The 19,116-nt window shown below is 72.5% G+C and carries 15 protein-coding genes; 3 read left to right on the top strand and 12 right to left on the bottom strand.

Going from position 1 to position 19,116, the window contains the following annotated elements; all coding sequences use genetic code 11:
* Nucleotides 1-185 precede the first annotated feature (185 nt).
* Nucleotides 186-1,820: an alkaline phosphatase D family protein gene (locus ACFVYI_RS01825; RefSeq protein ID WP_387880525.1), complete on the top strand. Its 1,635-nt coding sequence runs from the start codon at nucleotides 186-188 to the stop codon at nucleotides 1,818-1,820.
* Between the two features lie 34 nt (nucleotides 1,821-1,854).
* On the opposite strand, the gene ACFVYI_RS01820 is transcribed toward ACFVYI_RS01825, so the two are convergent.
* Together ACFVYI_RS01820 and ACFVYI_RS01815 are read right to left on the bottom strand one after the other, a co-directional pair.
* Complete coding sequence (locus ACFVYI_RS01820; protein WP_387880361.1) at nucleotides 1,855-2,712, bottom strand: ABC transporter permease; 858 nt, start codon at nucleotides 2,710-2,712, stop codon at nucleotides 1,855-1,857.
* Nucleotides 2,709-5,549 (bottom strand): alpha/beta fold hydrolase, encoded by a 2,841-nt coding sequence (locus ACFVYI_RS01815; protein ID WP_387880359.1) that lies wholly within the window; start codon nucleotides 5,547-5,549, stop codon nucleotides 2,709-2,711. The genes ACFVYI_RS01820 and ACFVYI_RS01815 overlap by 4 nt, the downstream gene beginning before the upstream one ends.
* 139 nt (nucleotides 5,550-5,688) lie before the next feature.
* Between ACFVYI_RS01815 and ACFVYI_RS01810 the strand changes: the two genes are divergently transcribed.
* Complete coding sequence (locus ACFVYI_RS01810) at nucleotides 5,689-6,717, top strand: mechanosensitive ion channel family protein (protein WP_387880357.1); 1,029 nt, start codon at nucleotides 5,689-5,691, stop codon at nucleotides 6,715-6,717.
* Nucleotides 6,718-6,730: 13 nt separating this feature from the next.
* Here ACFVYI_RS01810 and ACFVYI_RS01805 read toward each other — a convergent pair whose 3' ends face one another.
* The 4 genes from ACFVYI_RS01805 to ACFVYI_RS01790 all read right to left on the bottom strand — a co-directional run bounded on the left by ACFVYI_RS01805 (nucleotide 6,731) and on the right by ACFVYI_RS01790 (nucleotide 9,505).
* Complete coding sequence (locus ACFVYI_RS01805) at nucleotides 6,731-7,201, bottom strand: GNAT family N-acetyltransferase (protein ID WP_387880354.1); 471 nt, start codon at nucleotides 7,199-7,201, stop codon at nucleotides 6,731-6,733.
* 1 nt (nucleotide 7,202) lies between these two features.
* A complete protein-coding gene (locus ACFVYI_RS01800) occupies nucleotides 7,203-8,141 on the bottom strand; it encodes an RluA family pseudouridine synthase (protein ID WP_387880352.1) in 939 nt (312 codons plus the stop codon).
* Nucleotides 8,142-8,174: 33 nt separating this feature from the next.
* Entirely contained in the window at nucleotides 8,175-8,861 is a 687-nt protein-coding gene (lspA, locus tag ACFVYI_RS01795; RefSeq protein ID WP_387880522.1) for a signal peptidase II, read from the bottom strand.
* A gap of 134 nt (nucleotides 8,862-8,995) precedes the next feature.
* Entirely contained in the window at nucleotides 8,996-9,505 is a 510-nt protein-coding gene (locus ACFVYI_RS01790) for a TraR/DksA family transcriptional regulator (protein WP_387880349.1), read from the bottom strand.
* Between the two features lie 607 nt (nucleotides 9,506-10,112).
* On the opposite strand from ACFVYI_RS01790, the gene ileS reads away from it, so the two are divergent.
* The gene (gene ileS, locus ACFVYI_RS01785; protein WP_387880347.1) at nucleotides 10,113-13,241 is read left to right on the top strand and encodes an isoleucine--tRNA ligase; all 3,129 of its coding nucleotides are present in this window, start codon (nucleotides 10,113-10,115) and stop codon (nucleotides 13,239-13,241) included.
* Between the two features lie 200 nt (nucleotides 13,242-13,441).
* Here ileS and ACFVYI_RS01780 read toward each other — a convergent pair whose 3' ends face one another.
* From ACFVYI_RS01780 to ftsZ, 6 genes are all read right to left on the bottom strand, one after another.
* On the bottom strand, nucleotides 13,442-14,779 hold the full coding sequence (locus ACFVYI_RS01780) for a DivIVA domain-containing protein (protein WP_387880344.1): 1,338 nt from the start codon (nucleotides 14,777-14,779) through the stop codon (nucleotides 13,442-13,444).
* A gap of 59 nt (nucleotides 14,780-14,838) precedes the next feature.
* Entirely contained in the window at nucleotides 14,839-15,120 is a 282-nt protein-coding gene (locus ACFVYI_RS01775) for a YggT family protein (protein WP_148645520.1), read from the bottom strand.
* Nucleotides 15,121-15,213: 93 nt separating this feature from the next.
* Nucleotides 15,214-15,813, bottom strand: coding sequence for a cell division protein SepF (locus ACFVYI_RS01770; RefSeq protein ID WP_329487250.1), 600 nt, complete (start codon nucleotides 15,811-15,813; stop codon nucleotides 15,214-15,216).
* Between the two features lie 301 nt (nucleotides 15,814-16,114).
* The gene (locus ACFVYI_RS01765) at nucleotides 16,115-16,903 is read right to left on the bottom strand and encodes a YggS family pyridoxal phosphate-dependent enzyme (RefSeq protein WP_387880342.1); all 789 of its coding nucleotides are present in this window, start codon (nucleotides 16,901-16,903) and stop codon (nucleotides 16,115-16,117) included.
* Entirely contained in the window at nucleotides 16,900-17,634 is a 735-nt protein-coding gene (pgeF, locus tag ACFVYI_RS01760; protein ID WP_387880340.1) for a peptidoglycan editing factor PgeF, read from the bottom strand. The genes ACFVYI_RS01765 and pgeF overlap by 4 nt, the downstream gene beginning before the upstream one ends.
* Nucleotides 17,635-17,637: 3 nt before the next feature.
* Nucleotides 17,638-18,846, bottom strand: coding sequence for a cell division protein FtsZ (ftsZ, locus tag ACFVYI_RS01755; protein WP_387880337.1), 1,209 nt, complete (start codon nucleotides 18,844-18,846; stop codon nucleotides 17,638-17,640).
* Nucleotides 18,847-19,116: the final 270 nt, after the last annotated feature.

Raw genomic sequence — 19,116 nt, 5'->3', positions numbered from 1 at the left:
ACTTCCTTGCAGGGTGGGCAGGGGCTCCCCCCATCATCGCGCATGGCCGCCGGGTGGCATCCCGCCCGCGCCCCGGTGGCGGGACGTCACGCGCCGGTGAATCGGCGACAAACAGTCAGTTCAACATATGGAACAGCTCATTACTGCCCGGTAGCCTGTCGGCCGTGACTGACCTTGTCGATGACATGACTGCTGCCCGCCCGCACCGCCGCCAGGTGCTGAAGGCCTCCGCGATCGTGGCCGGCGCCGCCGCCCTGCCGCTCGCGTTCGGCTCCGCGGCCTCGGCCGCGACCGCCCCCCAGTTCCTCCACGGGGTCGCCTCCGGCGACCCGCTCCCCGACGGCATCCTGCTCTGGACCAGGGTCACCCCGACCCCCGACGCCGTCCCCGGCTCCGCCGCCGGCCCCGACACCGAGGTCCGCTGGGAGCTCGCCACCGACAAGGGCTTCACCCGGATCGCGGCGAGCGGCACGGTGACCGCCACCGCCGCCGCCGACCACACCGTCAAGGCCGACGTCCGCGGCCTGACCCCGGACACCCTCTACTGGTACCGCTTCACCGCCGGTGGCACCGCCTCCCCGGTCGGCCGCACCCACACCACCCCGGCCACCGACGCCGCCCTCGCCCGCCTGCGCCTCGGCGTCGCGTCCTGCGCCAACTGGGAGGCCGGCTACTTCTCCGCCTACCGCCACCTCGCCGCCCGCGGCGACCTGGACGCCTTCCTCTTCCTCGGCGACTACATCTACGAGTACAAGACCGGCGAGTTCTGCGCCCGCGGCACGGTCGTGCGCCCGCACGCCCCCGCCCACGAGATCCTCTCCCTCGCCGACTACCGCACCCGGCACGGCCGCTACAAGACCGACGAGGACCTCCAGGCGCTGCACGCGCAGGTCCCGACCATCGCGATCTGGGACGACCACGAGTTCGCCAACGACGCCTGGTCCGGCGGCGCCGAGAACCACACCCCCGGCACCGAGGGCGACTGGGCCGACCGGATGGCCGCCGCCAAGCAGGCCTACTTCGAGTGGATGCCGGTCCGCCCCTCGATCGCCGGCACCACCTACCGCCGCCTGCGCTACGGCAAGCTGGCCGACCTCCACCTGATGGACCAGCGCTCGTTCCGCTCGGAGCAGGTCAAGGTCGGCAACGGCGACGTCGACTCGGCCGACCGCAGCCTCACCGGCCGCGCCCAGATGGACTGGCTGAAGGCCGGGCTCGCCGCCTCCGACACCACCTGGCGGCTGATCGGCAACGAGGTGATGATCTCCCCGGTCGCCTTCTTCTCGCTGCCCGACTACCTGCTGCGCCCGCTGGCCAAGCTGCTCGGCCTGCCCGGCGAGGGCCTCGCGGTCAACACCGACCAGTGGGACGGCTACACCCACGACCGCCGCGAGCTGCTCGGCCACCTCAAGTCGAACGGCATCACCAACACCGTCTTCCTGACCGGCGACATCCACTCCGCCTGGGCGTCGGACGTCCCGCACGAGGCCGCCACCTACCCGCTCTCCGGCAGCGCGGCCACCGAGTTCGTGGTCACCTCGGTGACGTCGGACAACATCGACGACGTCCTCAAGGTCGCCCCGCAGACCCTCTCGCTGGTGGCGGCCGCCGCGATCAAGTCGGCCAATCCGCACGTCAAGTGGGTCGACCTGGACTCGCACGGCTACGGCGTCCTGGACATCACCCCGGGCCAGACGCAGATGGACTACTACGTGCTGTCCGACCGCACCCGCAAGGACGCCACCACCAAGTGGACGCGCTCCTACCGCACCAAGTCCGGCACCCAGCAGATCGAGCGGGTCTACTCGCCCGTCAAGTGACCCCACCCGAGGGGTGCGCCGCCCGGCGCACCCCTCAGGACACCACGTCCTTGCGGGCGAACCCGCGGAACGCCAGCGCCAGCAGCACCACCGCGTAGGAGAGCGACAGCGAGACGCCCTGCACCATGCCGCCCCACTCCAACTGCGGCTGCAGGGCGTCCGCCCACGCGTACTGCCAGTGCGCGGGCAGCCATTCGCGCAGGTCGCCGAGGGCGGTGACGGCGTCCAGCACCCCGGTGACGATCGAGGCGAACACCGCTCCGCCGACCGCGCCCAGCGGCGCGTCGGTGGCGGTGGAGAGCCAGAACGCCAGCGCCGCGATCACGACCTCGCTCAGGAAGACGAACGCGACCGCGAGCGCCAGCCGCGGCAGCGCCTCCCCCGCCGACAGGCTCGCCCCCGCGGGCAGCTCGAGGTCCCCCCAGCCGTACGCGGCGGTGCCGACCAGCAGGCCGAGCGCCGGCAGCAGCACCACGGCCGCCGCCGAGAAGGCCAGCCCCACCACGAACTTGCGGGCCAGCAGCCGGGCCCGGGGCACCGGCGCGGCCAGCAGGTAGCGCAGCGAGGACCAGCTGGCCTCCGAGGCCACGGTGTCCCCGCAGAACAGCGCGACCGGGATCACCAGCAGGAAGCCGGTGCCCATGAAGAGCAGGGTGGTCGCGAAGTTCGGGCCGGAGGCGGTGGCCAGCTCGACGAAGCTGGTCCGGTCGGCCCGGCCCGGCGTGCCACCGATCTGGAACGCCGCCAGGATGACGAAGGGCATCGCGGCCAGCACCCCGCCGATCACCAGGGTGCGCCGGCGCCGCAGTTGGCGCATGGCCTCGACCCGCAGCGGCAGCGTCCGGCCGGCCCGGTACCCGGACGCGTGGTCCGGTGACACGACGGCGCTCACTCCGTACCTCCGATCAGCGACAGGAACGCGTCCTCCAGTCGGCGGTGCGGTCCGGCCCGCTCCACCGGCACCCCCAGGCGCACCAGCTCGGCCAGCAACTGGCTGGCCGCCATGCCGTCCAGCCGCACCAGCAGCCCGCCCTCGGCCGGCTCCGCCGAGCCGACGCCCGCCAGCGCGGCCACCTTGTCGGCGGCCGCCGCCAGCTCGTCCGACCCGAACGAGGCGGGCGTGCCGATCAGCAACTGCTCGCCCGCGCCGACGATCTCGGCGACGGCGCCGGCGGTGACCAGCCGGCCGCGGTCCATCACCACCAGGTCGGTGCAGCTCTGCTCCACCTCCGCCAGCAGGTGGCTGGAGACGATGACGGTCCGCCCGGCGGCGGCGTAGCGCACCATCACCTCGCGCATCTCGCGGATCTGCGGCGGGTCGAGTCCGTTGGTCGGCTCGTCCAGGATCAGCAGGTCCGGCAGGCCGAGCATGGCCTGGGCGATGGCCAGGCGCTGCCGCATGCCCTGCGAGTAGGTGCGGACCGCCCGGTCCAGTGCCTCGCCGAGCCCGGCGATGGCGAGCGCCTCCGCCAGGTGCGCGTCCGCCTCCGGCCGGCCGGTGGCCTGCCAGTACAGCCGCAGGTTGGCCCGGCCGCTGAGGTGCGGCAGGAACCCGGCGCCCTCGACGAAGGCGCCGACCCGGGAGAGCACCGGCGCGCCGGGGCGCACCAGGTGGCCGAAGATCCTGATCTCCCCGGCGTCGGGCCGGATCAGGCCCATCAGCATCCGCAGCGTGGTGGTCTTGCCGGCGCCGTTGGGCCCGAGCAGTCCGAGCACCTGGCCCTGCTCCACCCGGAAGCCCACGTCCCGGACGGCGTACCGGTCGGTGGCGCCCTTGTAGCGCTTGCCGAGGCCGGTGATCTGCAGCGGCACCCCGGCCAGCGCCGGGTCGTAGGCCGGACCGCGCGCGGTCCGCCCGCGCCGGCGCAGCCGCGGCACCAGCAGCAGCGCGGCCGCCACCGCGACGGCGACCAGCGGCAGCACCCAGGTCCGGGCGGGCAGCGGCGCGGCCTCGGTGACCAGCTCGTCGACGGTCGGCACGGTGAGCGGACCGGTCAGGGCCGCCCGGTAGGTGGCCGGCTCGGCCGGCGAGGCGTACGCCAGGTCGGTCGAGGCGAGCACCAGCCGCAGCCGGTGCCCTGCGGCGAAGGTGTGGTCCGCGGCGGGCAGCGCGACCGTGACGGACCTGCCGCCGGGCGCGTCCGCGCCGGTCACCCGCAGCGGTGCGGACAACTGCTGCGGCAGGCTCTGCGTGCCGTCCGGAGCGACGTCGTACAGCTTGGCGAAGAGCACCGCGTCCGGCCGGTCGGCCCGGACGTTCACCGCGACCGTCGGCTGCCCGGTCAGGTGCAGCTGCCGGTCCAGCGGCGCGGAGTCGAACCCGGCGTACTGGCCGGGGAAGTCCAGCGAGAGCCCGCCGCCGAGCGCGGCGGCCTGGCTGAGCGCGCCGATGCCGGGCAGTCCGGAGATGTTGGGCGGGGCGCCGCCGGGCGGATTGGCGAAGGCCTGCTCGGCGCCGGCCGTACCGCCGGTCAGCTCGACCTGTCGCGCGCCGGTGCCCGCCAGGCCCGGGTAGGCGTCGGCGGAGGCGCCGCGCAGCACGGCCTGGAACCCGGTGGAGTCGACCCCACCGGTGCGGGTGACCCGGAACGCCGGGCCGGTGTCCGCGCCGGCCGGGCCCGGTCCCTTCGGGCCCTGCTTCAGATAGGTGTCGAACCAGGCCCCGACCCGGTCGTCCACCCGGGCGCTGGTGTCGGTGCCGCCGTCGTGGCCGCCGGCGAACCAGTCCACCGCGACCGGCGCGCCGTTGGCCGCGACCGCCCGGGCGATCGCATCGCCCTGGTCGAGCGGGAACAGCGAGTCCTGCTGCCCCTGGACGACCAGGGTGGGCGCCTTGAGCCGCCCGGCCACCGAGGACGGGCTGGAGCGCTCCAGCAGCGCCACCGCCTCCGGATCGGCGTGCCCGGCGGTCGCGACCCGGTCGTACATCCGGCAGAGCTCGTCCAGGAAGCGCCCGCAGCCGACCGCCGCGTCCGCCGCCTCGCCCGGGGTCCGCTGCGGGCCGGTGCCGCCGCGCGACGCCCCGCCCGAGGGACCGAGGTCGCCCGCCGATCCGGTGGTGAAGAAGATGCCGGCCCAGAGCTTCTTGAAGACGCCGTCCACCGCGCCCGAGCCCCGCACGCCCTGGGGGAACAGCGCGTCGGCCAGGTTCCACCAGGTGATCTGGCTGGCCACGGCGTCGATCCGGGTGTCGTACGCGGAGCCGAGCAGCGCCACCGCCCCGCCGTACGAGGCGCCGGTGATGCCGACCCGCGGGTCGCCCGGGCCGTCCAGCCGCACCTCGGGCCGCTGGGCCAGCCAGTCGACCAGGTGCCGGACGTCCTCGACCTCGCGGTCGGGCGCGTTGAGGCCGATCCGGCCGCCGGAGTCGCCGAAGCCGCGCGCCGACCAGGTCAGCACCGCGTAGCCCTGCCGGGCGAGCTGCTGGGCGCGCTCGCGCTCGCCCTCCTTGGAGCCGCCGAAGCCGTGGGCGAGCAGGACCGCCGGGCGGGGGCCCGTCCCGGTGGTGAAGAACGAGGTGTCCAGCTGGACCAGGGCGTCACTGCCGGGTGTCTCCGGCATGCTGAGGAACCGATCCTCCTGCCGGACCGCCTCGTCCCCGCCCGCCGTCACGGCCACCGCCGTGCCCACCCCGGCCACGGCCACCAGGGCCACCGCACCGGCCAGCACTCTCCGTCCGGCTGCCGCCTTGCGGCCTCGCCACCGGCGCCACGCCCCACCGAGCTCCATGGTCGGTGATCGTATCGGCCACGCCGGTAGGCAGCCGATAAAGCCGCCCGGGCCGGGCTGCGCCGAATCGCCCGATTCACCCGGTTAAGCCCGGGTATCGTACGCACGTCCCACCCCACCGCCCGACGACGAGGTGCCCGTGCTCCGGCCGCTGCTCGCCCTGCTCGCCGCCATCGCCGCCACCCTGGTGATCGGCTGGATCGTCGACCAGGTGCTCCAGCGCGTCGCCGCGAGCCACCCGGACGCCGCCGTCTGGCCGCTGCTGCGCCGCTGCCGGATCCCCCTGCAGCTCGTGGTCGTGTCGGCCCTGCTGCTCGCCGCCGCGCCACTGGAGCGGATCTTCCACCAGCACGACGACAACCTGCATCACCTGGTGCTGCTGTGCCTGCTCGCCGCCGTCGGCTGGCTCACCGTCCGGGTGGTGGCGGCCGTCCTGGAGGCGGTGCTCAGCCGCTACGAGACGGTCGCCGACGACCCGGCCCGGGTGCAGCGGGTGCACACCCAGATCAGCATGCTCCGCCGGGTGGCCAGCGCGGTGATCGTGGTGGTCACCGTCGCCATGATGCTGCTGACCTTCTCCGCGATGCGCACCATCGGGGCCGGCCTGCTCGCCTCCGCCGGCATCCTCGGCATCGTGGCCGGCATCGCCCTCCAGGGCACCCTGAGCAACTTCTTCGCGGGCCTGCAGATCGCCTTCGGCGACACCGTCCGGATCGGCGACACCGTGGTGGTCGACGGCCAGCAGGGCACCGTCGAGGAGATCACCCTCTCCTACCTGGTGATCCGGCTCTGGGACTACCGCCGGCTGGTCGTCCCGGTCTCGTACTTCGTCAACAAGCCCTTCGAGAACTGGACCCGCCGCGACCCGGGCCTGCTCGCCTCGGTCGTCCTGCACGTCGACCACACCACCCCGGTGGACCGGCTGCGCGCCGCCCTGCACGAGCGGCTGGAGCACAACCCGCTCTGGGACGGCGCCGAGTGGGCCCTCCAGGCCACCGACACCACCCCGAGCACCCTGGTGGTCCGCGCCACGATGACCGCCCGCACCCCCGACGACGCCGCCCTGCTGCGCTTCGCCGTCCGCGAGCAGCTGGTCGCCTACCTGCGCGACGAGCACCCGGGCGCGCTCCCCCGGCTGCGCACGGAGGAGCGCCCCGACTCCGGCTAGGTCCCGTCCGGGCCTAGAGCACCCGGGTCATGGTCCGGTGCGGGATCCCGGCGTCGTCGTAGACCGGCCCCTCGGCCGTGTAGCCGAGCCGCTCGTAGAAGCCCAGCGCCTGCACCTGCGCGTGCAGCTCGACCTCGCGGGCGCCCCGCCCGCGTCCGGCCGCCTCCACCGCGCGGACCAGCTCGGCGCCCAGCCCGGTGCCGCGCGCCGCCTTCACCACCGCGAGCCGGCCGAGCAGCACCCGGCCCGCCGTCCCGCCGGTGAGGGCGAGCGCCTGCGGGCCGTGGATCAGCCGGGCGGTGCCGAGCGGCTCGCCCTCCGGGCCGACCGCGAGCAGGTGCTCGGAGGTCGCGTCGAGCTCGTCGTACTCCAGCTCCTCGGGCACGCCCTGCTCGGCGATGAACACCTCGTGCCGGACACCGCGCACCAGCGCCAGGTCGCCCTCGCCCTCGGCCACCCGGATCCGCGCCGCGAAGGAGCTCATGTCAGCTCTCCGCCGCGATGATGTCCAGCGCCCTGCTCAGGTCCTCCGGGTACTCGCTGGAGAACTGCACCCACTCGCCGTCGGCCGGGTGCTCGAAGGCGAGCGAGACCGCGTGCAGCCACTGCCGGGTCAGCCCGAGCCGCTTGGCCAGCGTCGGGTCCGCGCCGTAGGTGAGGTCGCCCACGCAGGGGTGGCGCAGCGCCGACATGTGCACCCGGATCTGGTGGGTCCGGCCGGTCTCCAGCTTGATGTCGAGCAGCGAGGCGGCCCGGTACGCCTCGATCAGGTCGTAGTGGGTGACGGACGGCTTGCCCTCGCGGGTGACCGCCCACTTCCAGTCCGAGCTGGGGTGGCGCCCGATCGGCGCGTCCACGGTGCCGCTCATCGGGTCCGGGTGGCCCTGCACCAGCGTGTGGTACTTCTTCTCGGTCACCCGGTCGTGGAACTGCCGCTTGAGGTCGGTGTAGGCGCGCTCGGACTTGGCGACCACCATCAGCCCGGAGGTGCCGACGTCGAGCCGGTGCACCACGCCCTGGCGCTCGGCGGCGCCCGAGGTGGAGATCCGGTAGCCGGCGGCGGCCAGGCCGCCGATCACGGTCGGGCCGGTCCAACCGGGGCTGGGGTGGGCGGCGACGCCGACCGGCTTGTCGACGAGCACGATGTCCTCGTCGTCGTGGACGATGCGCATGCCCTCGACATGCTCGGCGACGATCCGCACGGGCGCGGCGGGGGCCGGGATCTCGACCTCCAGCCAGGAGCCGGCGGTGACCCGGTCCGACTTTCCGGCCAGGGCGCCGTCGAGCGTCACCTTGCCGTCGGCGGCCAACTCGGCGGCCTTCGTCCGGGAGAAGCCGAACATCCGGGCGAGGGCGGCGTCGAGACGCTCGCCCTCCAGGCCGTCGGGTACGGGGAGGCTGCGGATCTGCGCTGCGGTACTCACCCGTACGAGTATGCCGGACGCGGGACCCGCCCCTTACGCGCTCGGGCCGGGCCGGTCCTCGTCGGCGTCGCCCACACCGGCCTCGCCCTTGCCGCTCCCGCCCTTGCCGGCCGGCTGGTGGACGGTGCCGTCCGGGTTGCTGCCGCGGAAGGAGAGCAGCACCACCAGGATGCCGCCGCAGACGATCGCCGAGTCGGCGAGGTTGAAGACCGCGAAGTGCTGGACGGAGATGAAGTCCACGACGTGGCCGCGGAACGCGCTCGGCGAGCGGAAGAGCCGGTCGGTGAGGTTGCCCAGCGCCCCGCCGAGCAGCAGCCCGAGCGCGATCGCCCACGGGAGGCTGTACAGCCGGCGGGCGATCCGCCAGATGACCACGATGACGGACGCGGCGATCACCGTGAAGACGATGGTCAGCGCCTGCCCCATCCCGAAGGCGGCGCCGGAGTTGCGGATCACCTGGAAGGTCACCACGTCGCCGATCACCTTGATCGCCGCGTGGTTCTCCAGCCGGGCGACCACCAGCAGCTTGGTCCCCAGGTCGATCAGGAAGGCGACCAGCGCGACGCCCAGCAGGACGCCGATCCGCCGACGCCCCTTCGGCGCCTCGCGCTCCGCCGGAGCGGTCACCTCACCGGGCTCGGCCACGGCCTCCTCCACGGCTTCGGCGGGGGTCGGGACGGACTCGTCCCGCGTCTGGGGGGAACCTTGCGTACTGATGATCCGCTCCGCTGCCGATGAGGGTCCCCCGGAGCCGAAGGGCGGGGGAGAGTGGGCCGGTGGTCGCCGACCTCGACGAGTCAGGCGACGTTACGGGGTCGAGCGTACGGCAAGCCCGACCCCCCGCGTCGCCCCGGTCAGCGGCGTTCCTGCTTGGCCTTGCACTGGACGCAGAGCGTCGCCCGGGGGAAGGCCTGCATCCGGGCCTTGCCGATGGCCTGGCCGCAGGACTCGCACGTCCCGAAGCCGACGCCCTCCAGCCGGGCCAGCGCCCGCTCGGCCTGGGCGAGGCTGTCCCTGGCGTTGTTGGCCAGTGCCAGTTCGCTCTCCCGCGAGATGTTCTTCGTACCGGCGTCCACCTGGTCGTCGCCGGCTCCGTCGTTGGAGTCACGCATCAGCCCGGTGATCGCGGCCTCGGCGGCCCCGATCTCGTTCTGCAGCCGGTCCAGCTCGGTGATCAGCTCGGCGTGCAGCTCGTGCACCTCCTCCGAGGTCCACGGGTCCTCGCCCGGGCGGACGGGCAGCTCGGCCGGGTCCACCGATTCCGCGCCACCGCCGCGGACCGCGGCCGCGGCCGGGGCGCGGGTGCGGCCGGGGGCCACGAGCGCGGAATCGTTGCTGGTCTTGTGCCGTGCGGTAGTGGTCACGGTCCCCTCCCCTGGTTCGCCTGCCACGGCCTTGCGAGCCCGCTTGGTGACGGTACCCGCGCCGGTTGCCTCATCAGCCATGGCTTCGACCCCATCTACGAACGAATCGAGCCGCCGGTTCCCGGCGGCCTCCAGTGCCGGAACGATAATCCCCATCAAAACCGGTCACAACATGACATACCGACGCCTCACAATGATCCCACCCAGGCAGCCGTCACAGCCGCCCCGCCCCGCGCGCTGACCAGAGTTGTGCCCAGAACACCCCCGCCTAACCGCCTCAGCGCGCCACGGCGGGGCCGGACAAACCGACTTGCGGCTGCCGATAGACTGGGCCGGCAAGGCGCAGATGGGACGAGTACCGACGTACGCAGCCACCAGCGACCCGGGGACGGTGTGAGCCCGGGGGTGTGCACGACGGGAAGATCACCCCGGAGCCGCCGGAAGAACGGCCGCTGGGCGGGTCCCAGCAGCCCGGTAGACCCGGCAGCAAGCCCAAACAAGAGGGTCGCAGCAGCACCGCGACCAAGGAGGGTGGTACCGCGGGGCGGCATGCCGTCTCGTCCCTCCGTCGGATCCAGCCCACATCCGCCGGAGGTTGACAGCCGCGATGACCACCTACAACTCCGTACCCGCGCAGGTGGATCTGCCTGCCCTGGAACACCGGATCCTCTCGTTCTGGGAGGACGGCAAGATCTTCCAGCGCAGCCTGGAGCAGTCCGACGGCCGCCCCGAGTGGGTGTTCTACGAGGGCCCGCCGACCGCCAACGGCATGCCCGGCGCCCACCACATCGAGGCCCGCGTCTTCAAGGACGTCTTCCCGCGCTACCGGACGATGAAGGGCTACCACGTCGCCCGCAAGGCCGGCTGGGACTGCCACGGCCTCCCGGTCGAGCTGGCCGTCGAGAAGGAGCTGGGCTTCGCCGGCAAGCAGGACATCGAGGCGTACGGCATCGCCGAGTTCAACGCCAGGTGCCGCGAGTCGGTGACCCGCCACACCGACGCCTTCACCGAGCTGACCACGCGGATGGGCTACTGGGTCGACCTCGACGACGCCTACCGGACGATGGACCCGTCCTACGTCCAGTCCGTCTGGTGGTCGCTCAAGCAGATCTTCGACAAGGGCCTGCTGGTCCAGGACCACCGGGTCGCCCCCTGGTGCCCGCGCTGCGGCACCGGCCTGTCCGACCACGAGCTGGCCCAGGGCTACGAGACCGTGGTCGACCCCTCGGTCTTCGTCCGCTTCCCGCTCACCTCGGGCCCGCTGGCCGGCGGGGCCGCGCTGCTGGTCTGGACGACCACCCCGTGGACCCTGGTCTCCAACACCGCCGCCGCCGTCCACCCCGAGGTCACCTACGTGGTGGCCACCGACGGCACCGAGCGGCTGGTCGTCGCGGAGCCGCTGCTGGCCAAGGCGCTGGGCGAGGGCTGGGAGGCCACCGGCGAGTCCTTCACCGGCGCCGAGATGGAGCGCTGGACGTACCGGCGCCCCTTCGACCTGGTCGAGATCGAGAACGCGCACTACGTCCTCAACGCCGACTACGTCACCACCGAGGACGGCACCGGCATCGTCCACCAGTCCCCCGCCTTCGGCGCGGAAGACCTCGCGACCTGCCGTCGCTACGGCCTGCCGGTGGTCAACCCGGTGCTCGCCGACGGCACCTTCGCACCCGAGGTCCCCCTGGTCGGCGGCCAGTTCTTCAAGAAGGCGGACGAGGCCCTGGTCGCGGACCTCAAGGAGCGCGGCCTGCTCTTCCGCCACCTGCCGTACGAGCACAGCTACCCGCACTGCTGGCGCTGCCACACCGCGCTGCTCTACTACGCGCAGCCGTCCTGGTACATCCGGACCACCGCCGTCAAGGACGCGCTGATCCGGGAGAACGAGGCCACCAACTGGTACCCGGAGAACGTCAAGCACGGCCGCTTCGGCGACTGGCTGAACAACAACATCGACTGGGCGCTGAGCCGCAACCGCTACTGGGGCACCCCGCTGCCGATCTGGCGCTGCGAGGAGGGCCACCTCACCTGCGTCGGCTCGCTGGCCGAGCTGTCCGAGCTGACCGGCACCGACCAGAGCGGCCTCGACCCGCACCGCCCGTACATCGACGACGTCACCTTCGCCTGCCGCGACTGCTCCGGCACCGCCACCCGGGTGCCCGAGGTGATCGACGCCTGGTACGACTCCGGCTCGATGCCCTTCGCCCAGTACGGCTACCCGTACGAGAACAAGGAGCTGTTCGAGAAGCGCTACCCGGCGCAGTTCATCTCCGAGGCGATCGACCAGACCCGTGGCTGGTTCTACACGCTGATGGCCGTCGGCACCCTGGTGTTCGACAAGAGCAGCTACGAGAACGTCGTCTGCCTGGGCCACATCCTGGCCGAGGACGGCCGCAAGATGTCCAAGCACCTGGGCAACATCCTGCAGCCGATCCCGCTCATGGACCAGCACGGCGCGGACGCGGTGCGCTGGTTCATGGCGGCCGGCGGTTCGCCCTGGTCGGCCCGCCGGGTCGGCCACGGCACCATCCAGGAGGTGGTCCGCAAGACCCTCCTCACCTACTGGAACACCGTCGCCTTCCAGGCCCTGTACGCCCGCACCTCCGGTTGGGCGCCCTCCGCGAGCGACCCGGCCCCGGCGGCGCGCCCGCAGCTGGACCGCTGGGTGCTCTCCGAGCTGAACACCCTGGTCCGCGAGGTCGACGCGGCCTTCGAGGCCTACGACACCCAGCGCGCCGGCAAGCTGCTCTCCGGCTTCGTCGACGACCTCTCCAACTGGTACGTCCGCCGCGGCCGCCGCCGCTTCTGGCAGGGCGACGCCGCCGCGCTCGCCACCCTGCACGAGGCGCTGGAGACGGTCACCCGGCTGATGGCCCCGCTGACCCCGTTCATCACCGAGCAGGTCTGGCAGGACCTCGTCGTCCCGGTCACCCCGGACGCCCCGGCCTCGGTCCACCTGGCCACCTGGCCGGAGGCGGACGAGGCGCTGATCGACGCGGACCTCTCGCGCCACATGGCGCTGGTGCGCCGGCTGGTCGAGCTGGGCCGGGCCACCCGCGCCGAGTCCGGCGTGAAGACCCGTCAGCCGCTCTCCCGCGCGCTGATCGCCGCCCAGGGCTGGGAGGAGCTGCCGGCCGACCTGCGCGCGCAGATCGCCGAGGAGCTCAACGTCTCCGCCCTGGAGTCGCTGGCGCAGGTCGGCGGCTCGTTGGTCGACACCACCGCGAAGGCCAACTTCCGCGCACTGGGCAAGCGGTTCGGCAAGGGCGTCCAGGACGTGGCCAAGGCGGTCGCCGCCGCCGACGCCGCACAGCTCGCCGCCGAGCTGCGCGGGAACGGCGCCACCGGCGTGGAGCTGAACGGCGAGCGGATCGAGCTCGGCCCCGACGAAGTGATCATCACCGAGACCCCGCGCGAGGGCTGGGCGGTCGCCAACGAGTCCGGCGCCACCGTCGCGCTCGACCTGCACATCACCCCGGAGCTCAAGCGCCTGGGCGTCGCGCGGGACGCGATCCGCCAGATCCAGGAGGCCCGGAAGAACTCCGGCCTCGACGTCGCCGACCGGATCGTGCTGCGTTGGCGGGCCGCCGACGAGGAGACCGCCGAGGCGATCGCCGAGCACGGCCCGCTGGTCGCCGAGGAGGTGCTGGCCACCGACTTCGCGGCCGGCGCCGCCGACTGGGAGTCCGAGACCTTCTCGGACGAAGGCCTCGGCCTCACCTTCCAGCTCCGCAAGGCCTGATCCGCCCGGTCCGATCCGCCGGGCCGGACCGGAACGCCCCGAAGCCGCCGCCGCCCCCTCCTGGGTGGCGGCGGCTTCGCCGCATCCGGAGCCGCTCCCGGGCTCCGCGCCCTGCCCGCCCCCGCGGGCACGCACGAGGGCGCCCCCGTCATGACCCGGAAGTCACGGCAGGGGCGCCCTCGAAATGCCTGGCTACAACCTCAGTTGTCGCCGTCCTCGTCGATCAGGAACCCGCGCATCGGCGCCGGCGCCTGCTGCATCGGCTGCGGCGGCTGCGGACGGACGGCCGCCATCGGCTGCGTCATCCCGGCCGGCTGCATCTGCGGGGCACCGGAGTTGCCGCCGGAGGACTGCCCGCCGAAGCTCGGCGCACCGTTGTTGCCGCCGAAGGAGCTCTGGCCACCGAACGAGGGCTGGTTCCCGCCGAAGGACGGCTGGTTGCCACCGAAGCTCGGAGCACCGCTCATCGCGGACGCACCGGCCGGAGCCATCGACGACGCGGCCGGCGGCAGCGAGGCGGTGGCGGGGATGCGCGGCGGAGCGAGCGAGTCGTCCGCCTGCGACTCCAGCTGGCGCAGCTGGGTCTCCAGGTAGGACTTCAGGCGCGTGCGGTACTCACGCTCGAACGCCCGCAGGTCCTCGACCTTGCGCTCCAGCGTGGCGCGCGCGGACTCCAGCGAGCCCATCGCGACGCGGTGCTTCTCCTGCGCGTCCCGCTCCAGGGCGTCGGCCTTGGCACGGGCGTCGCGTTCCAGGCCCTCGGCCCGGCTGCGCGCCTCGCCGACGATCTTGTTGGCCTCGGAACGGGCCTCCGAGATCGCCTGGTCGGCGGTCTGCTGGGCGAGCGCCAGCACGCGGGCCGCGCTGTCGCCACCGGGGCCCTGCTGCGGCTGCTGCTGCTGCATCGGAGCGCCGAGCGGGCCGCCCATCTGCTGCGGCTGGCCCATCGGGCCACCCATCTGCTGCATCTGCTGCTGGCCCATGCCCTGGCCCATCGGGTTGCCCATCTGCTGCGGGCCACCGGGGCCGCCCATGGGCTGGAGCATCTGACCACCCATCGGCTGCACCAGCTGCTGCTGGCCGCCCATGGTCTGGTTCATCTGCTGCTGCGGGCCGCCCATCGGGCCGCCCTGGCCGGCCGGGAGCTGCGGGGCGCCGGACGGCAGACCGAGGGGCTGGTTGCCCATCTGCTGCTGCTGCGGGCCGCCCATCTGCTGCGGACCGCCGGGGCCACCCATCTGCTGCGGGCCGGGGCCCTGCTGCTGCCCGGGCACCGGCGGGCCGGATATGGCGGCCGGCACCGGGGCGCCGGGACGCGAGTCCTGCGGCGGCTCCTTGCGCATGTTGGCCTGGTTCTGCGCGGCGGCACGGGTCGCGGCGGCCAGCTTGGCGCGCAGGTCCTCGTTCTCGCGGAGAAGGCGGGTCAGCTCCGCCTCGACCTCGTCGAGGAAGGCATCGACCTCGTCCTCGTCATAGCCTTCGCGCAGGCGGACGGTCGTGAACTGCTTGTTCCGAACGTCCTCGGGGGTCAATGGCATCTCTTCACCTCAACGTGATCGTCGGCACACCGGCATCCTGTCGCATCGCTCACCTACGACTAGGGCCGCACAAGCGAGATCAGGACATACACAATGATCATCAGTACGAAGAAGGACAGGTCGAGCGCCACGCCCCCGAGACGCAACGGCGGAATGAACCGCCGAAGAAGCTTGAGCGGCGGATCCGTGACAGTGTACGTGGCCTCCAGGACCAGGACCATGGCCTTGCCGGGCCGCCACGAACGTGCGAACTGGAACACCCAGTCCATCACCAGCCGTACAAGCAGGAACACCAGGAAGACGGTCAGCGCGTAATAGAGCACCGCCCACACGATCCCCATCGCGCTTCCCTCTCCCCGGTTCTCGGCCCTTCGGCCGTGCTGCCTGTCACTAACTCACTGTCGATCAGATCCACACGTAAAGTCGTGGCCGGGTCAGCTCTGGTTGAAGAACCCACCCTCGGCGATCCGAGCCTTGTCCTCCGCCGTGACATCGACGTTAGCAGGCGACAGCAGGAACACCTTCTGTGTCACGCGCTCGATACTGCCGTGCAGACCGAAGACGAGTCCAGCGGCGAAGTCTACGAGCCGCTTGGCATCGGTGTCGTCCATCTCGGTCAAATTCATGATCACCGGGGTGCCGCCACGGAACTGTTCCCCGATCGTACGGGCCTCGTTGTAGGTCCGGGGGTGCAGCGTGGTGATGCGGTAGGGCTCTCGTTCGTTCACTACCTTGGGCATGATCACCGGGGCGCTCTTCTCCAGGTTGTGGCGGCGTTCGGGTGTGATGGACGACACTGGGGCCATCCTCGGGGTCTCCTGGCGGATCGGCACCGCGGCCGGCACCGGCTGCGGCGTGATCGAGGAGACCGGGGCGGGTGCCGCGGCGGGCCGGGGGATGTCCTCCGTCCGCCCCGTTCGGATCGGCTCGGGGTCCGCGTCGTAGTCGTCGTCGGGGTCGTACCCCTGGCCGTCGTACGTCTCGTCCTCCACGAGGCCGAGGTAGACCGCCATCTTGCGCATTGCGCCGGCCATGCTCCTGTCTCCTCCGCTCATGCCCACCTCGCTTCGCTCGGTGGTCGCTTCGCGGACGCGCGCCTCTCGATGGTCGCTCGCCCTGCTCGCTCCGTGGTGGACCGGCTCCGTACCGACGGCCGGGCCGTCGGGCCCCGCCTGCGGATTCCGCGGTCCGCCCACGACGAGCCGTCAGGCCGACGGCCGCTCAGAACTCGTGGGTGGGGGCCGCGGAGCTACGATCCACGGTTCGCTAGCGCTCTGGAAAGCTGCTAGTTTCTGTCCTATTTTGTCCTGCAGTCTGATCTACTACCCGGTGACGTTACCTGAGGGGTGACCGCACTCCGAGTACCGCCGTTCCGACGCGCACATGTGTCGCCCCGGCGGCAACGGCCTGCTCGAGGTCACCGCTCATTCCTGCGGAAACCATGGTGGCAGCAGGATGGGCCGTCCGTACGGCGGTTGCGATTTCCGCCAACCGCTCGAAGGCGCGGGCCGGGTCCCCGGCGAGCGGTCCGGAGAGCGGGGCGACGGTCATCACACCGTCCAGTCGCAGCCCGGGCGCGGCGGCGATCGCGTCGGCCAGCGCCCCGACCTCCGCCGGGGCGACCCCGGCGCGCCCCTCGCCCTCGCCGTGCTCCTTCTCCAGCGCGACCTGCACCAGGCAGCCGAGCTCGGGGCGCTCGGCCTTGAGCACCGCCGCCGAGAGCGACTCCACCAGCCGCGGCCGGTCCACCGAGTGCACGTGGTTCGCGTACCGGACCACCGAGCGGACCTTGTTGGTCTGCAGCTGGCCGACGAAGTGCCAGTCGAGCGGAAGGTTTCTGCACTGCTCCGCCTTGGGCGCCGCGTCCTGGTCGCGGTTCTCCGCGACGTCGGTGACGCCCAGTGCGGCCAGCAGCGCGCTGTCCTGCGCGGGGTAGGTCTTGGTGACGACGACCAGCCTCACCTCGTCACGCGCCCGCCCCGCCGCCGCGCAGGCGTCGGCGATCCGGCGCTCGACGACGTCGAGGTTGGTGCCGAGTTCCTCGTACCGGGCCCGCTGGCCCTCCGTCAGGGCGGCCAGGAAATCCGCACCGCCCGGGAACGGTCCGTAGATGTCGTTCGTCATGAGTGATCAGAGCCCAACCAGACGTAGCTCGCGAGCCGGCCAGTGCGCTGCTCGCGGCGATAGGAGTAGTGATCGGCGGATTCGAGGGTGCAGACCGATGATCGCACCAACTCGGTGACTCCCGCAGCGGCCAGTTGGGCCGCCACTCCCTCCGGCACGTCCAGGGCCGGGGTTCCCCAGGAGGTCTCGGCGTGCGCGGCCGGCACCAGCCCGGCCACCTCGGCGCGCAACCGGTCCGGCACCTCGTAGCAGCGGCCGCAGACCGCGGGCCCGGTCGCGGCGGTCATCCGCCCGGGCTCGGCGCCCAACTCGACCATCGCCCGGACCACCGCCGGCACCACTCCGGCCGCGAGCCCGGGCCGGCCCGCGTGGGCCGCGCCCACCACGCCCGCGACCGGGTCGGCCAGCAGCACCGGCGTGCAGTCCGCGGTCAGCACCGCCAGCGCCAGCGGCCGGTCGGTGACCACCGCGTCGACGGTCGGCGCCTCCCCCGCGGGCTGGCGCTGCGTCACCACGGCCACGTCCGCGCCGTGGACCTGGTTCATCCAGACCACGTCCGCCGGGTCGAGGCCCAGCGCACCGGCCGCGATCGCCCGGTTGCGCCGGACGGCGGCCGGATCGTCCCCCACCGCGCCGCCGAGGTTCAGCTCCCCGTACGGCGAAGTGCTCACCCCGCCCCACCGATCGGTGAAGGCGAAGTGAGCACCGTTGCGTACTGCGTGATCGACCACTGCTTACTTCAGGAAGTCCGGCACGTCGAGCTCCTCGGCGGGGCTCTCCACGTACGGCTGGCGGGCCGGCTGCACCTGCGGCGGCACCGGAGCGGCCGTCGTGGTGACCGGGCTCTCCGCCGAACGCGCCGGGGCCTCGCCGTCCGAACGGGCCGTGACCGAGCCGATGCTCCCGTACGAGGGCCGGCTCGCCGGACGCTCGGGGGCGGGCGGCGGCGTGGCCGGGGTGGCCTTGACCACCGGGTCGCGGACGATCGCCGGGGGCTGGCCGCCGTCGAAGCCGGCCGCGATCACGGTCACCCGCACCTCGTCGCCGAGCGCGTCGTCGATGACCGCACCGAAGATGATGTTGGCCTCGGGGTGCGCGGCCTCGCTGACCAGCTGGGCGGACTCGTTGATCTCGAACAGGCCGAGGTCCGAGCCACCGGAGATGGAGAGCAGCACGCCGCGGGCGCCGTCGATCGAGGCCTCCAGCAGCGGCGAGGAGATCGCCATCACGGCGGCCGCCTTGGCGCGGTCCTCGCCCCGGGCCGAACCGATGCCCATCAGCGCCGAACCGGCCTCCGACATGACGGACTTGACGTCCGCGAAGTCGAGGTTGATCAAGCCGGGGGTGGTGATCAGGTCGGTGATGCCCTGGACGCCGGAGAGCAGCACCTGGTCGGCGGAGCGGAACGCGTCCAGCACGCTGACCTGGCGGTCCGAGATGGACAGCAGCCGGTCGTTGGGGATCACGATGAGGGTGTCGACCTCTTCGCGCAGGCCGGCGATGCCGTCCTCGGCCTGGTTCGCGCGGCGACGGCCCTCGAAGGTGAAGGGGCGGGTGACCACGCCGATGGTCAGCGCGCCGAGCGAGCGGGCGATGTTGGCGACGACCGGCGCGCCGCCCGTGCCGGTTCCACCGCCCTCGCCCGCGGTCACGAAGACCATGTCGGCCCCCTTGAGGACCTCCTCGATCTCCTCGCGGTGGTCCTCGGCGGCCTTGCGGCCGACCTCGGGGTTGGCGCCGGCGCCGAGGCCCCGGGTGAGTTCACGGCCCACATCGAGCTTGACGTCGGCGTCGCTCATCAGGAGGGCCTGCGCATCGGTGTTGATCGCGATGAACTCGACGCCCTTGAGACCGACCTCGATCATCCGGTTGATGGCGTTGACACCACCGCCGCCGATGCCGACGACCTTGATGACTGCGAGGTAGTTCTGCGGTGCTGCCACGTCGAAGGCCTCTCGCCTCGAATTTCCGGGTCGGTCGGCCCCTGTGGGGTGCCGTACCGACGGATGTCGATGGGTAGGGAGCCTGGTTTCTGACTGAATGTCCGAAATGCCGACCGCCGACCCCAACCCTAAACTTGACCTTTAGGGTTAGTCCTGTGCCTCCGTCACATCACCAGGAAACACAGTCTGGTGACACAGGACACTAGGTGGCTCCGGGCACGCGTTTCAACGAACACGCCGAGCTTCCCTTTTTCTTTTGAGCCTATGTGA

This window comes from Kitasatospora sp. NPDC058218 (assembly GCF_042882445.1).
In the GTDB taxonomy this organism is placed as follows: Bacteria; Actinomycetota; Actinomycetes; order Streptomycetales; family Streptomycetaceae; genus Kitasatospora.
This window is presented reverse-complemented; position numbering and strand designations above follow the sequence as displayed.

Coding starts and splice junctions, on each gene's coding strand:
- ACFVYI_RS01780 (WP_387880344.1), bottom strand. CDS start 14,779: ATGCCATTGACCCCCGAGGACGTTCGGAACAAGCAGTTCACGACCGTC.
- ACFVYI_RS01815 (WP_387880359.1), bottom strand. CDS start 5,549: ATGGAGCTCGGTGGGGCGTGGCGCCGGTGGCGAGGCCGCAAGGCGGCA.
- ileS (WP_387880347.1), top strand. CDS start 10,113: ATGACCACCTACAACTCCGTACCCGCGCAGGTGGATCTGCCTGCCCTG.
- ACFVYI_RS01805 (WP_387880354.1), bottom strand. CDS start 7,201: ATGAGCTCCTTCGCGGCGCGGATCCGGGTGGCCGAGGGCGAGGGCGAC.
- ACFVYI_RS01765 (WP_387880342.1), bottom strand. CDS start 16,903: ATGACGAACGACATCTACGGACCGTTCCCGGGCGGTGCGGATTTCCTG.
- ACFVYI_RS01825 (WP_387880525.1), top strand. CDS start 186: ATGACTGCTGCCCGCCCGCACCGCCGCCAGGTGCTGAAGGCCTCCGCG.
- ACFVYI_RS01770 (WP_329487250.1), bottom strand. CDS start 15,813: ATGGCCGGCGCAATGCGCAAGATGGCGGTCTACCTCGGCCTCGTGGAG.
- ACFVYI_RS01775 (WP_148645520.1), bottom strand. CDS start 15,120: ATGGGGATCGTGTGGGCGGTGCTCTATTACGCGCTGACCGTCTTCCTG.